We start from the raw sequence: 14,000 nt of genomic DNA, 5'->3' as shown, positions 1-14,000 counted from the left end.
CAGATTTGAACAAAGAAATGGAATGATAAATTTGGAAAATAATCAATTGAAGTAGCGTTTTTTTTAAGGAAACCAAGTTATGATTTTTGATAAAGATTATTATCTGTGGATTTGGGCTGTAATCTTCGCAGCTGCCCTGTCCCTGGCTCCATTATCAGCAACCTTTGCAGGGATCGGGGAAAAAGGTTCAGGACAAAACACGACCCGGCAGGAAAATGCCCGGGGGGAGCATAAATTAGAATCCATCACCGTAACCGCCCAGAAGCAGAAAGAAAACGTTCAAGATGTGCCTGTGAGCATTACGGTGTTTAATGCCCAGTCGATTGAGGACAGAAAGATTGAATCGGTAAAAGATATCGCCGATTTTGTTCCGAATCTGGCCATCATCGATAATGGTATGTCAGGCATGGGTACGCCATCCATGCGGGGGCTTCATGTTGCTCCCTATACCTATACAACAACAACCGGCTTGTATCTGGACGGTGTCCCCATGATAACGGGTGCCGGTTTTGAAGAAGCTCTTATTGATATTGAACGCGTTGAGGTTCTCAGGGGACCCCAGGGCACCTTGTACGGCAAAAATACGGAAACCGGGGTGATCAATATCATTTCCAGGCAACCGGATAATGAATTTAAAGGAAAAGTGTCTGCGGCAGGGGGAGAAGATAAAAAACAGGAGATGTCATTCAGCCTGAGTGGTCCCATTCAGCAAGACAAGGTTTTTTTCGGTGTGGCAGGGCAATATTATCAAAAAGACGGGTTCATCGAGAACACAGATACCGGCGACATGGTGGATGACAGAGAACACTGGTTCGGCAGGGCCCATCTTCGCTGGACTCCGGTGGAGGAACTTGATGTTTCCCTTATTGTTTCACGGCTCAAATATGACGAGGGTGATGCAAATATGAATTTGACGGAACAAGGCGCCGCCATGTTCGGCCTTGACGCCCCCCTTGAGCGTAAGGTGACATCCAATTTGGATGGATGTAACAAGGCTGCCAGGAATGCGCAGTCCCTGAAGCTTGTTTACGGCCTCACCGATTCTCTCACCCTGACATCCGTTACAACCAACAGGGTTTACGCGGACAGAGCTGTGTCTGACTTTGATTTCAGCAGCGCCACCATGATGCATGTCGTCGATAAAGACAACAACTATGAAAAAATATCCCAGGAGCTGCGCCTGGATTCATCTGCAGAGCAATTAAAATGGCTTATCGGTTTGTATTACGATAAAGATCAAAACGATATCAACGTTGTCCAGGACTCAATGGTTCCGTCAATGGTCGGGGTGAAGAGCCGGAGTACCAGCGGGGACGCCTATGCCGTGTTTGCAAATCTCACCTGTCCCTTGATCGGACAACTCAGCCTGGTCGGCGGTTTGCGCTATGAACAGCAGGATCAGGAGTATGAGGATCATATGAGCAACTTTAAAGTTGACGATTCATGGGATGCTTTGACGCCGAGGATCGGTCTGGAGTATCAATTCTCTACCGCCATCATGACCTATGCAGGCGTTTCAAAGGGATACCGGTCCGGCGGGTTCAACAACCTAACAACAGATCCGGAATATTACAGCTATGATGCGGAAGAGTTGTGGTCCTATGAAATCGGTGTGAAAAGCGTATTTTTCAATAACCGGCTTGTGTTGAACGGGGCTGTTTACTACATGGATATTTCCGATATGCAGGTGGAAGAAGCTGTTGGCCCGCTTACCTCCTACATGACCAATGCGGCGGAAGCAACGGCCCAAGGTATTGAGCTGGAGATGACTGCAAAGGTGATGGACGGGATGACCTTGATGGCGGGCTTCGGGTATAACAATATTGAATTTGACCAATTTAAAGACATCAATGGGGATTACAAAGGCAATAAAAATCCCTTTGCACCGGAATATACCTTTAATATCGGTGCGCAATACCGGCACGACAGCGGGGTTTATGCCAGGGCTGACCTGATTGGTTACGGCAAGACATATTTGGACAAGGCAAATGAATATTCAAGGGATGCCCATGAAATTGTAAATACAAAAATCGGTTATGAAACCGAGAAGTTTGATATTTACCTCTATGCAAAAAATCTTTTTGACAAGGAATATGATTTAGTGGGGTATTACGGCGGGATGTATACGATCTACAGTGATCCCAGAGAAATTGGCCTGCAGGCGGTTTACAGGTTTTAAACTTAACATTTTTTATAAGGAATAATCCATGAAAAAATCGTTGCCGACAGATTTTCCAGAATTGAATTATCATGAACTGCCCTATATTGCAATTCGCTGGGAAACGGTTAAAACAGCTTTGCAGTTGGGCCTTTTTGATCTTCTGCCCGAACCGCAAAGTGCTTCTGATATTGCTGTGCGGGTTGAGTGTGATGCAAAAAATACCGAATACCTGCTCAACGCATTGACTGCACTGGGGTATTTGTATAAAAAAGACGGCCTTTTTTGCAACACTGAGCAGACGGAGCGTTTTCTTACCAGCCGGGGAGATACCGGCCTGGCCGAGTCCCTGCTGGCCTATGATCAGTGGAACGAACCGGCTCTGAACGGTAGGATGCTTACGTTGGTCAAGGAGGGCGCTCCTCTCAGCCGTGATATGGTATCTGAACAGGTGTGGGCGGACTCTGCCCGCAAATCAATTAACGGTAGCCGTTGCGGCCGGGCTCAAGGAATCGCCCGCTTGCTTTCCTTGTTACCCGATTTTGATCAATGGCAAAAGGTTCTTGATATTGGTGCCGGTCCGGGCCTGATAGGGATTGCCGTTGCTGCTGCACATCCTACGTTAGAGTGCTGTTTGTTTGATCGTCCAGTGGTGATTGATGTGGCACAGGAGACAATCAAGGAGTACGGTATGGAAGACCGGGTGAAAACCATAAGCGGGGATTATTCTGTCGATCCGTTTGGAGAGGGGTATGATGCAATTATCGCCAGTTATACTTTGAATTTTTATAATGAAACTGAAAAACTGGCCCCAATTATGGAAAAGTGCTTTGCTGCATTAAATCCCGGTGGCAGCCTGATTGTTTTTTCAGATGGTTTGAGCGAGGAAAAAACCCAACCCACTGATATGGTTATCAGCTGGCTGCCTACTTCGTTGATGGGGCAGGACTTCTCTTTTGAAGAAGAGGTGTTGCCCCGGGCCATGCTTGCGGCCGGTTTTGACTCGGTTCGTACCAAAACATTGACCGACCAGTTTATTTCACCTCTTGGGGTGACGGAGTTTCATGTTGGGAGGAAACGTTAAAATGCAAAGGATGTTTGAAATAAGGTTATTTTATCTGGAGGATACAAACGGTGAAGTAATTGAAAAAGTAAATAGGAGGAATTGAGTAATCTGCCAAGTGGCCTTAATAAGTGTGAGGACGACTATGTGTTCTTGCTTTTGTCCGGTTTTAATTCTCAGTTGATGAAATAAGCCGATCATTATCTGAAATTGAGATAGATATATTCTCATTTGTGCTTGACTTTTATTTTATCGGTGATTATAAGCTTAAGTACTTTGTTCTGGTGCTTAAAAGCATAATAGGGAATTCCGTGAAAATCGGGAACGGGCCCGCCGCTGTAACCGGGGACGAATGCCGCAGAAAATCCACTGCCTGAATTATTTCAGGTGGGAAGGGGCGGTTGTAGGACGAACCGGAAGTCAGAAGACCTGCCTGAACAAAATGGTTTATTTCTCGTGGACAGAGAAAGCCATACTATGATTTTAAGGGATGAAAACGGATATCCTCAACCAATTTTATATTGGTTGAGGATTTTTTTTTGCATCAAGCTATGTGAAAGTTAGCGTTTTTTAAAATTTTATTATGGACTCAGGAGGCAAATAATACTTGAAGCCAAGAAACTAAAATTCAATATGGATACCTTGGCGCAAAGAAAACCTCGGGTTCTATTAAGCTTTGAATCCTGGGTTTCAACTAATCGGTTATGGCACTTGGGTTATGCCGATGCAGGCAGCACAAATGAAAAAGATATTACTGATACCATCTACTCAGACCAATAGTAAAGAAAAAAACCTGATTAACATTCCCCCATCCATTGGTACAGGGAGTATTGAAATTATTCATTTGAATTACGGTATTCGATTGGTCATTGCGGATTACAGCCTGAACCAGCCGACTATTTTGGAATGCGGAGTGTCTGGTACTTCTTTCGGATTCGGCTTCTGCCTTTCGGGGACTATAGAGTCACATCCGCCATATTTTAAGGAATCGTTTTTTGTAAAAAAGGGGCAAAGCGGTTTTTTTTCTTTCCCGGACACTCTTGGTTACACTGAAATAATCGGCCTTGAGCGAGTGATCAGAATATCGATTTTGATGGACCTGGATCAGATGTCAGCTTTTGTAATGGAATACCCGGATCAGTTTATGAGCGTATTGATAAACATAAGTGAAACCTCTTTTCGTTTTCCAGATATGATTTCTCAGCCCATGTGGGGCGCACTTGACAAGATACTGCATTGTCCTTATCACGGGTTGACCCGCAAATTTTTTATTGAAGGCAAAGTCATGGAGCTGATAGCCTACAAGATGGAACAGCTGGAAATAGAAAATTGGCAAAATCCTGAAGAATCTGTTTTAGCACCCAATGAAGCTGATTGCGTTTGTCATGCCGCCCGATTGTTAACTCATGATTTGGAAAATGCACCGGGTTTGATAGAACTTGCCCGTTCCGTGGGGATGTGCCGCAGCAAACTGCATCATTGTTTTTGTAAGTTCCATGGTATTTCCCCTTTTGAGTATCTGCGTAACCACCGCCTTGAGGCTGCCAGACGCCTTTTGAATGAAGGTAAAATGAACGTTACCGAAATCGCTTACAAGGTTGGCTACAGAAGCCTCAGTCATTTTTCCAAAGTATTTAAACAATATTTTGGCTGCCCGCCCGGAAAATGTTTGAAAAATGCTGTTTCCTTATCAAATAGACGATTGCGCTAAAAAAATAAACATGACCATTATCATATTCCCAAAATTTGTGTTCTATATCTTCAGGAATTAATTAAAATCCGCAGTACTAAGGAAATGCAATTATAGAGCCATGTTTTTAAAATAAGGAGAAAAGGACGGTTGGAGTAATTCTCTCGTGGATGAAAGAGGAGTTTATGCTTAGAGAAAACAATGTATTAAAATTATACGGTCTGTTTTTACTATTTTTTATTTTTTTTGTTACAGGCAATGCAATCGGAAGACAAAATGAAATTACAATAATTGATGCCATGGGGAGAGAGGTCACAATTAAACAGCCGGTTAATCGTATAGCCTTTAGTGGCACCTGTATTGCTGAAGCGCTCAGGTTAATCGGTGTTTGGAACAAAGTGGTTGGAAGAGGATATATGGTTATACCGGATAAACATTTATATCCGGATATCGAAAAGTTAACTGTTATTGCCATGGAACCTCCTGGCCCTTATAACATTAATTGCGAAAAGTTATTAGAACTTGATGTTGATCTTTTGATTACAATGAGTTTTTCATTTGAGGGGTTTAAAGGGATGAATGATAAAATAAAATCCCGTACCAAGGTGATTGCTTTAGACATGTTTCAACCGGATACGATAAAAAAAAATTTTGAAATTCTGGGTAAAATATTCAATGAAGAAAAGAAATCTATGGATTATCTTAACTGGTCTGAAAATGTGATGAACAAAATTGTTAATAAAACCTCCAAGCTTTCTTTGGCGCAAAGAAAAAAATATTTTTTTAAATGGAGTTTCGGCGGGTTTGATGAAATTAGGACTCTCTCCGATAAATTTTCGGGAATGACCAAAGTAAATGAAATTCTTGGCGGGATAAATATTGCAGCAGATTTAAACAGAGCCTGGGGAGGGATACTTGATCCTGAATGGCTGATTCAACAGGATCTTGATATCATCATATGTCAGGATACAATATTGAATGGTTATGGCATAGGCGTTGATAATAATGAGGTTATCAGGTCTTATAGAAAAAAAGTTATGGGGCTTTCCGTCCTTGCATCCAGCAAAGCCGTAAAAAACAAAAAGGTTTACATGATAAGCCCTCAATTTATGCATTCTTCAGGCTTTGTGATTTATTTTGCATATCTGGCCAAATGGTTTCATCCGGATCTTTTTCATGATTTTGATCCTGAATCTATACATCAAGAATATTTAACCCGTTTTATGGACGTTGATTACAATTTAAAGAAGCATGGCGTATTTGTTTATCCTTATTCCACAGACGCAACAAGGTTTGATCAATGAGCAATTTATCGGCAATCCAGCAGAAACGTATTGATTTGAGACAATCCTATTTAAAACACAAAGGCAGAAAACAATTATTTGTTGGTATTCTAATTCCAACACTGTTGATTCTTGTGGGATTTGCCGTGTCAAACGGCTCTGCAAGTATTTCATTTGCAGATGTTTTTACTGTTATTTTAAAAAAAAATCTACCTGGATTAAATTTGGCGACCGTCCATGCAGATGTTATTATCTGGCAGCTCAGGCTGCCCAGAATAATAATGGGTGTTATGGCCGGTATGGCCCTTGGTTCTTCCGGAGCAGTGATGCAGGTTGTCCTTAAAAATCCTTTGGCTGATCCTTATATGCTGGGTATCGCTTCTGCGGCAAGTTTTGGGGCATCCCTGGCAATTATTTTCGGCATAGGTTTTTGGAGTGGACCCTATTTGGTTATTGGCAATGCTTTTTTCTTTTCCCTGTTATCTTCGTGTTTAATACTTGGTTTGTCAGGAAAAAAGGATGCATCCCCCGAATCCATGGTTCTTACAGGCCTTGCACTTCTTTTCTTTTTTCAGGCCCTGACAACGATTGTTCAATATTTTGGAGATGCAGATGCTGTTAAAGCTGCGGTTTTCTGGACAGTTGGAAATCTGGGCAAGGCTGACTGGAGCAAAATTTCAATATTGTTCCCATTGGTTATGGGGGGCTTGCTGCTCCTTTTCTGGAGATCCAATGACTTGAATATAATGAATGCAGGGGATGCCACGGCTAAAAGCCTGGGTGTCAATGTCGGATTTACCAGAATTTTTAATATGATTATCTGTTCATTGCTTGTTGCCGGTGTGGTAAGTTTTACAGGAACCATCGGTTTTGTCGGCCTTGTTGCTCCCCATGTTGTCAGAATGATTATTGGTTGCGACAATAAATTTCTTGTGCCGGCTTCAGGACTTGTGGGTTCTGCTCTTTTGATTCTTGCCGACACTGTGGCACGAACTGTCATGTCTCCGATAATTCTTCCGGTGGGCGCTGTTACCTCTTTTTTCGGAGTCCCTTTATTTGTTTATTTAATAATTAAAAAAAATGGAACAAACCAATGAGAATTGATATTCGTAATCTTGACTTTTCCTATCCAGGCAGAAAAGTTCTCCACGATATAAACGTAATCATGGATGATTCTGAAATCGTTTGTTTAGTTGGACCCAACGGCAGCGGCAAGAGTACAATTGTAAAATGCATTGAGTCTCTTCTTGTTCCTGATAAAGGCCGGATACTTCTGGATGGCAAAGAATCCAGGAATATGAAAAGAATTGATATGGCTAAAAAGATAGGTTATGTACCCCAAAGCTCTAATCTTACCTTTTCCACAACGGTTTTTGATGTTGTTTTAATGGGTAGAAGACCTCACTCTTCATGGCAAAGCAGCATGATAGATATTGATATTGTAATTGATATACTTGTTTTATTGGAGTTGGAAGACATTGCCTTAAGGCAGTTTAATCGTCTCTCAGGCGGGCAACAGCAACGTGTTTTGATCGCAAGGGCTATGGCTCAGCACCCCGAATTATTACTTTTGGATGAACCGACTTCAGCCCTTGATATAGCCCACCAACTGGATATAATGAATATTATAACTGATTTTGTGAATGAAAAAAATATGTCGGTGGTTATGGTTGTCCATGATTTAAATCTTGCAGCAAGGTATGCAGACACAATTATCATGCTCAAAAATGGGAAAATATATGCAAAGGGTAAACCGGAAGAAGTTTTTACAAAGGAAAACCTTGCCTTTGTCTATGATGTTGAGGCTGCAATTGGAAGCCAGAAGAACAAAGTCACAATTATTCCCATTGCCAGGAACGGCTGCCGTCTACAAACCGGAACCTGACCTTTGATTTTGAAGGCGTTGTGCTATTTTTAAACCGGGATGCCAGATAGGTGCTTGATCACAATGTGGGTCAATGGGGTCATGATTTTTACTTTTCTTAAAGGCGTATCAATTGGAGCATATTGTGGAATATGTGCCAATTGATGCAACGAAGAAGACGAGTAAAAAGACAAGCCATATGGCGGGTTTTGTTTTTTTCAAGCTCCTAATGCAAGGGAAAATCTTGTTCGGGATATAAGAAACCAGCCAATAATAATTTTTTTAAAGGAAGGCGCACCGGCTTTTGAATCAATCAAATTCAAAGCAATAGTGCTATACGAAATTTTCCGATGACCAAAGCGAATCAATCGGGTTCCCTTTTTGCAAAAAATTCCTGAATTGATCTGAAATTCTATCATCATTTACAACGTGATCCCAAAATTTATGAGCTAAGCTTTTAATCATCCATAACTGTTCCTCATCAATATCTATTTTATCGATATTTAGCGGTTTAAAAGAAAATGGCGGGACTTCCCCTCCGCTTCTTGGTGCAAACCCCATGGAACACATATCATAGACCGGCAACAACTGGAATGAATCATATTCTATCGTTAGACTCAAATTTCCTAAATGCATATCTGTATTATTTATGAGACGGCCAAAATGCCATAAAGTTTGTGCATCCAGAGCATCTTGTTTAGAAACCATGTTTTTCTTGCAAAGATTTCTCATGATTAAAGCCCAATTATTTCCCAGGCCGACAAACTCTGCATCAATAACTTTGAGAGAAATCATTGGTAATCTGCCGAACTCTTTGAACCTATCGAATCGTTGTGTCTCCAGAAATAATCTCCCGTCTATATCGAAAAGCCTGGGCTTGGCAGCGGGAAAGAAACCAGTGCTAATAATTTTTGCGGCCCAATATTCTGTAATTAAAATATCACGCCATCTTGCTGCAATTTCGTTATCCCCTTTAGGGGTGAATTTGACAATCACATGAGACGAAAGGTTTCCATTAAAAGCTGTAAATTTTGGCTGCTCACCGCCAGCCGATGAACCTGGGACATCTCCGTTCATAACGTTTTCTGCAAGTGCAGGATAGTCCGTATCAGACACGCAGGCAGGTTTGCGTTTAACACGCAGTAGCGATGGTTCTCCAAATATAAAACACCCAGGCAAATCATCACCATTGGAAATCAAATAACGACCAATGTGATTGGTAGTCCAGGTGTCTGGGTTAGAAGGAAAATCATCTGATTGTGAGGCTATCGCATGGGCAATTTGCCGACCTAAAAAACCTTGGGGTCTTAGGTCGTATAGGAAATAAGGCAGGTCATCATACAGCCCGTCTTCATTCTCACCAAGTAAAAGGGGAGAGAAGTCTCTGACTATTTCCACAAAAAAGCCGCCATAGTTCAAAGGCCGTATGTAAGCAATTAAAATAGTTTCCCCTGACACATTGATCATGCTTAAAGGCAGTTTGTCGTTACCTCCAAAAGCGTTGCGGGTGGCCGCATATCTTGTTGAACGCCCTCTTTTTAACTGTATGACACTATCTCCCTTTTTTTTTAATAGGCGAGAAACCGTACTCTGGCTCAGGCCTGTTGCCGCCTGGATCTCTTTAGATGTTGAGGGGCCTCGCTCTAAATATTCGGTTATTGAAAGTGTCATGCTTTATTCTCCAAAACATCAAATGGGTGATAAATCGGGTTTATGTTTGAATAAAAAAAAGGCAATCATAATTTAAAAATTAACAATTTATTCAATTAATTATAAAATTAAATTAGACGAATTTGACTAATTATATGAATAGTAACATGAATGTCAAATGAATTCGAGAGGGACGGTGGAAAATAGTCGAGAATCTTGTCTGCTAATGGTTTATATCTTCCGTATGGTATCTTTATTCCTTCCAGTTCAATGCCGATCCGGGCAAATTGTTTTTCTGGACGGCAAAACGGAAGGGCATTTTAAAGCAGTTTGTCCGGTTTCTGGGGAATGGTAATTTACCGGATTTATAAATTTTTTTTTCAGTGTTCCGGGATTGATGTTAAACTGCTTGCGAAACGCGGCACTGAAATGGCTGATATTTGTATAACCCACCATGGATGCAGCCTCAGTAACCGATATGTTTTGCTCTTTGAGCATGTGCCAGGCAGTTTCCATTCTATGTTTTTTAAGATAAGCAAATATGGTGGTGTTAAAGGTTTGTTTAAACCCTTTTTTCAGCTTGAATTCATTAATACCGCAAATCCTTGAAAGAGTTGCAATGGTAGGCGGGTTCTGGATATCCTCAAGCAGAATATGTCGTGCCGAATGAATGCTTTCAAGATCGGAGCCGGTCATGTGAAACGGTTTTGAAATCAAATGTTGACCCCCTAAGAGTTTAAGCTGCATGGCCAGAAGTTCCAATGCCCGGCTTTCATAAAACAGGGTACTGGCACTTCCGGTATAGGCCGGCGGATGAACAATCTGCAGGGCGGTTGTTATCATGTCCCGGCTCATGGGGCAGGTAAAGTAAGTCTTTTTTTTACTATCAAACAAGTCCCGGACTTTTTGGGATGCCTGGTCCAGGTTTTCTTCCAGGTAGGAAAATAAAAGATCTGGATCAATTTTAAGGCATACGCATGCCAGGGACTGGTCTGGGTCAAGATTCATCTTCCCTTCAATATTAGGAAGACAGGAGACCATATTCATGCCCGGTTTATGGACTAATTCAATGGTTTTTTTTGGGTTCAGGCCTTTAATTCTGTGGACACAGGAACCTGAAAGAAAAAAGGAAAAATCCACAGGTGCATTTTTGACTTCAAATTCAATGTGTGGATAGATTTTGGTTGAATTTGTGCAAAAGGATAAACAAAGGCCGGGTTTGACAGGAATGACTTTAAATATCTGTTCCGGATTTGCCATGCCTGTGACGTCATAGACAAACCTGCCATAGGGATTTTGGGAGCCTTCATCCGGGGGGGTATAGTCTGATTTATAAAATACTGATGCGCTCATGATTTGCCGGCTCCCTGTTCCATTTGCCGGATCAATGCCAAGGCTTGTTTTTTATAACGGGAATGGCAAGATGCCTTTTCTAAGGCTTTTTTTGCAATCTCATGTCGGCCGGCTTTGCAGGCACAAAGCCCGTGCATGAACAATGATTTTGAATCGGATTTTTTCAGTACGCATGCCTGTAAAAATGCTTGCGATGCCTTGTGAAATTCTTTGTTGTCATAATGAATCCAGGCTTTGATTTTCCAAAGGGCCTGGGATTTCGGATGGATTTTCAGGCCTTGTTCAGCAGCCCTCATGGCTTTTTCAGGCTTGCAGGCCTCAAGCCAGGCAGATGCCAGCCGTTCATATGTTTTTTTTTCAGACTTTTTTTCAATGACTTTTTCATAGTGCAGTGCAGCTTTAAACGGAATCCCCAGGTTGTTATAAAGGTCAGCCAGAAGGGTTTGTTCGGCAATGGCCAGGGGGCAAAGCATACCATAGACTGATAAGGCTTCTGCTGCTTTACGGTATTTATTCATGTGCAGATACAGGTTCGCTGCAACCCTGAAAAGACATGCATCAGGATTTTTTTTATCCAGCAGGTTTTCAACAATGGCAATGGCTTTTTTTGTCTGTTGTTGTTCAATGGAGAGCTGGGCCATGAGTTTGACCCAGCCGGCTTCAGGTGGCCCTGCTTTGCCGGATGTGAGAAACTGCAGATGGTTCAGGGCTTTTTCAGATTTTTTGTCAGAGATATGGGCTACAGCAGCATGGAACAGCAGTAAATGATTTTTCCGTCCCGTAAGTTCATAGGTTTTTTCCATGGCAAGGGCTGCCTGGTTAAATTTTTTAAGGTCAAAGCATATTTTACCCATATTCTGCCAGGCCGGGGCATAACCTTCGCACATGTCAATGGTTTTTTGATACTGGGCAAGGGCCTGAGAAAGCAGATCTTTTTCAACCAGGAGATTGGCAAGAGTATAGGCTACATAGGGATGGTTTTCATCGGGATACTCCTGGTTGAATTTGAGAAGAGTCTGTCTTGCATTTGAGGGGTTGTTTTCATTTATCTGTTTTTGAGCAGCTACCAGTGCAATGCGGGCGTTGCGGCTCAAGGTCTTTTCATCCGGGCATTGAGCATCTGCGGCACCTGTGCTTGCCGGTAATAATACAAAAACAAGAAACAACCACAAGGCTGTCACATATTGTGTCCGGGGTCTTTTCTTTTTCATTATTGGGCCTCCATTTTAAAAATAATGGTAGTGGTGACCATGGTGGCGACTTTCCTTCCCATCAGCTCACCAGGTGAATATTTCCATGAGGAGATTGCATTGATAACGCTGTCATTGAAAATACCCGGAACACTGGCCTGGATAATCGTAATATCAGACACTCGTCCCTCCTTGTCCACCAGGAATTTTACCTTGACCTCACCTTCAATTCCCATGCGTTTGGCACGATATGGATACCTGGGGTGATTCTTAAATGTAGGCATGGGAATGGTATCTACTGCGTCTTGATCCATTACAGCATCAAAGTCCGGCATGGATCTGGCATCCAAATCCTGCACCACGGGCTCCTGTGCCGGGGAAAACACAGGTACCCCGCCTGATATTCTTTGATCAATATTAAGATCCATGGCAGGTATATTCAGTTTCAGCTCTCTTTTAGCAACCTTTTGGGGCTTTTGACGGGTGGCCGTATAAATTTTTTCCGGTTCTTTTTCCGGTTCTTTTTCCGGTTCTTTTTCCGGGGGGGGCTCTTTGGTCTTGGTCTGCGGGGGGGCAGGTTTGATTCGTGTGAAATTCACCACATTCAGGCTTTCAAGATCATCCTTTTCAGTTTCCATGATGATCAGGCCGGGTAAAGAACAGAACAACAGCATATTTATGATAAGTGCCCCCAGAAAACCCTGTACAAGATAAGATTTGAATACAAGGTTTTTCATCGGTTTTCACCGCTTTTTTTAGATGCGGCAATACTCACCCGCCTGGCCCCGGCCAACCGGCACTGGTCCATTACCCTGATTACAATACCGGTATAGCTGATTTTGTCGGCTACAATGACTACTGATCCTTCGGGGTTCTCTGAAATGGCCCGGGTGATGTGGGATCTTAAGCTCCTGATATCAATTTTTTTGCCGTCAAAGTGAATGGTTCCTTCATTGGAGACTGCTACCAGGATATTTCCGTTTTCAGTAAGAGCGGCTGATGATGCCGACGGTCTCTGGACATCAATTCCAGTCTCCCTGACAAAGCTTGTGGTCACCATAAAAAAGATCAGTAACAGAAAAACAAGATCAATCAGCGGGGACATATTGATGCCCACTTCTTTGCTTCGCATCCTGACAGAACTTCTGACATTTATCATTTTAAACTCCTTTTTAAAATCATAACCGCCTCTTCTAAACGGGTCCTGGCCCGGGACGACTGCCTGTATAAAAAAACACTCATGAAAAGCCCTGGTATGGACACCAAAAGCCCGCTTTGGGTGGTGACCAGGGCTTCTGAAATTCCGCCGGCCATAGCCCTGGCATTTCCTGTGCCAAACAGCGTGATAACGTCAAAGGTAGTGATCATGCCGGTGACTGTGCCCAGCAGTCCGAACAGGGGGGATACTGCCGCCAGTACTGCAATGGTTGCCAGGAAACGTTCCAGCCGGGAAAAAAGCGGCATGGCACATTCGTCAATGATCCGTTTGTCTGCCACACGGTCATGGGTTCTGCGGCTCATGATCTGATTGATAAGGTAGGCACGGATTCCCGGATGTTTGTCAGGCCTCTGATCCTGTTCAAGTATACGGAACATCTGGTGCAGCTCTATATCTTTTTTTTCAAGCCTGAAAAAAAAGATTGCCCGGTCCAGGATCAATGTCCACATGATGCAGGAACACAGGATAAGGGGAACCATAATCAGTCCCCCCTGCCTCAGATAAAGGTAGATTTCATTTGCCATATCCAT

12 protein-coding genes and 1 riboswitch are annotated in these 14,000 nt (G+C 42.7%); of the genes, 6 read left to right on the top strand and 6 right to left on the bottom strand.

The window, feature by feature from the left end; genetic code table 11:
• The first annotated feature begins 79 nt into the window (after positions 1 to 79).
• From TOL2_RS17595 to TOL2_RS17570, 6 genes are all read left to right on the top strand, one after another.
• A complete protein-coding gene (locus TOL2_RS17595) occupies positions 80 to 2,179 on the top strand; it encodes a TonB-dependent receptor (protein ID WP_014958643.1) in 2,100 nt (699 codons plus the stop codon).
• Between the two features lie 28 nt (positions 2,180 to 2,207).
• Complete coding sequence (locus TOL2_RS17590) at positions 2,208 to 3,242, top strand: methyltransferase (RefSeq protein ID WP_014958642.1); 1,035 nt, start codon at positions 2,208 to 2,210, stop codon at positions 3,240 to 3,242.
• Positions 3,243 to 3,486: 244 nt separating this feature from the next.
• Positions 3,487 to 3,672, top strand: a riboswitch (cobalamin riboswitch).
• Between the two features lie 288 nt (positions 3,673 to 3,960).
• The gene (locus TOL2_RS17585) at positions 3,961 to 4,932 is read left to right on the top strand and encodes a helix-turn-helix transcriptional regulator (protein ID WP_041279598.1); all 972 of its coding nucleotides are present in this window, start codon (positions 3,961 to 3,963) and stop codon (positions 4,930 to 4,932) included.
• Positions 4,933 to 5,096: 164 nt separating this feature from the next.
• A complete protein-coding gene (locus tag TOL2_RS17580) occupies positions 5,097 to 6,215 on the top strand; it encodes an ABC transporter substrate-binding protein (protein ID WP_158406135.1) in 1,119 nt (372 codons plus the stop codon).
• A complete protein-coding gene (locus TOL2_RS17575) occupies positions 6,212 to 7,291 on the top strand; it encodes a FecCD family ABC transporter permease (protein ID WP_014958639.1) in 1,080 nt (359 codons plus the stop codon). The genes TOL2_RS17580 and TOL2_RS17575 overlap by 4 nt, the downstream gene beginning before the upstream one ends.
• Positions 7,288 to 8,079 carry an ABC transporter ATP-binding protein gene (locus tag TOL2_RS17570; RefSeq protein ID WP_014958638.1) on the top strand — a complete coding sequence of 264 codons (792 nt, stop codon included), beginning with the start codon at positions 7,288 to 7,290 and terminating at the stop codon, positions 8,077 to 8,079. Before TOL2_RS17575 ends, TOL2_RS17570 begins: the two co-directional genes overlap by 4 nt.
• 312 nt (positions 8,080 to 8,391) lie before the next feature.
• Here TOL2_RS17570 and yjjJ read toward each other — a convergent pair whose 3' ends face one another.
• The 6 genes from yjjJ to TOL2_RS17540 all read right to left on the bottom strand — a co-directional run bounded on the left by yjjJ (position 8,392) and on the right by TOL2_RS17540 (position 14,000).
• Complete coding sequence (gene yjjJ / locus TOL2_RS17565) at positions 8,392 to 9,729, bottom strand: type II toxin-antitoxin system HipA family toxin YjjJ (protein ID WP_014958637.1); 1,338 nt, start codon at positions 9,727 to 9,729, stop codon at positions 8,392 to 8,394.
• Between the two features lie 246 nt (positions 9,730 to 9,975).
• Complete coding sequence (locus tag TOL2_RS23825) at positions 9,976 to 11,061, bottom strand: helix-turn-helix domain-containing protein (protein ID WP_014958636.1); 1,086 nt, start codon at positions 11,059 to 11,061, stop codon at positions 9,976 to 9,978.
• Positions 11,058 to 12,272: a tetratricopeptide repeat protein gene (locus tag TOL2_RS17555; RefSeq protein ID WP_148278145.1), complete on the bottom strand. Its 1,215-nt coding sequence runs from the start codon at positions 12,270 to 12,272 to the stop codon at positions 11,058 to 11,060. Before TOL2_RS17555 ends, TOL2_RS23825 begins: the two co-directional genes overlap by 4 nt.
• A complete protein-coding gene (locus tag TOL2_RS17550) occupies positions 12,272 to 12,988 on the bottom strand; it encodes an energy transducer TonB (RefSeq protein ID WP_014958634.1) in 717 nt (238 codons plus the stop codon). The genes TOL2_RS17555 and TOL2_RS17550 overlap by 1 nt, the downstream gene beginning before the upstream one ends.
• Positions 12,985 to 13,410 carry an ExbD/TolR family protein gene (locus TOL2_RS17545; RefSeq protein ID WP_014958633.1) on the bottom strand — a complete coding sequence of 142 codons (426 nt, stop codon included), beginning with the start codon at positions 13,408 to 13,410 and terminating at the stop codon, positions 12,985 to 12,987. Before TOL2_RS17545 ends, TOL2_RS17550 begins: the two co-directional genes overlap by 4 nt.
• On the bottom strand, positions 13,407 to 14,000 hold the full coding sequence (locus tag TOL2_RS17540; protein WP_041279597.1) for a MotA/TolQ/ExbB proton channel family protein: 594 nt from the start codon (positions 13,998 to 14,000) through the stop codon (positions 13,407 to 13,409). The genes TOL2_RS17545 and TOL2_RS17540 overlap by 4 nt, the downstream gene beginning before the upstream one ends.

Origin of the sequence: Desulfobacula toluolica Tol2 (genome assembly GCF_000307105.1) — a bacterium.
GTDB lineage: Bacteria > Desulfobacterota > Desulfobacteria > Desulfobacterales > Desulfobacteraceae > Desulfobacula > Desulfobacula toluolica.
The sequence above is the reverse complement of the archived record's forward strand: the minus strand, read 5'-3'. Positions and strand labels throughout refer to the sequence as shown.

Bases quoted from the DNA above. Each gene is read 5' to 3' on its own strand.
- TOL2_RS17595 (WP_014958643.1), top strand. From the start codon at position 80: ATGATTTTTGATAAAGATTATTATCTGTGGATTTGGGCTGTAATCTTC.
- TOL2_RS17590 (WP_014958642.1), top strand. From the start codon at position 2,208: ATGAAAAAATCGTTGCCGACAGATTTTCCAGAATTGAATTATCATGAA.
- TOL2_RS17585 (WP_041279598.1), top strand. From the start codon at position 3,961: ATGAAAAAGATATTACTGATACCATCTACTCAGACCAATAGTAAAGAA.
- TOL2_RS17580 (WP_158406135.1), top strand. From the start codon at position 5,097: ATGCTTAGAGAAAACAATGTATTAAAATTATACGGTCTGTTTTTACTA.
- TOL2_RS17575 (WP_014958639.1), top strand. From the start codon at position 6,212: ATGAGCAATTTATCGGCAATCCAGCAGAAACGTATTGATTTGAGACAA.
- TOL2_RS17570 (WP_014958638.1), top strand. From the start codon at position 7,288: ATGAGAATTGATATTCGTAATCTTGACTTTTCCTATCCAGGCAGAAAA.
- yjjJ (WP_014958637.1), bottom strand. From the start codon at position 9,729: ATGACACTTTCAATAACCGAATATTTAGAGCGAGGCCCCTCAACATCT.
- TOL2_RS23825 (WP_014958636.1), bottom strand. From the start codon at position 11,061: ATGAGCGCATCAGTATTTTATAAATCAGACTATACCCCCCCGGATGAA.
- TOL2_RS17555 (WP_148278145.1), bottom strand. From the start codon at position 12,272: ATGAAAAAGAAAAGACCCCGGACACAATATGTGACAGCCTTGTGGTTG.
- TOL2_RS17550 (WP_014958634.1), bottom strand. From the start codon at position 12,988: ATGAAAAACCTTGTATTCAAATCTTATCTTGTACAGGGTTTTCTGGGG.
- TOL2_RS17545 (WP_014958633.1), bottom strand. From the start codon at position 13,410: ATGATAAATGTCAGAAGTTCTGTCAGGATGCGAAGCAAAGAAGTGGGC.
- TOL2_RS17540 (WP_041279597.1), bottom strand. From the start codon at position 14,000: ATGGATATGGCAAATGAAATCTACCTTTATCTGAGGCAGGGGGGACTG.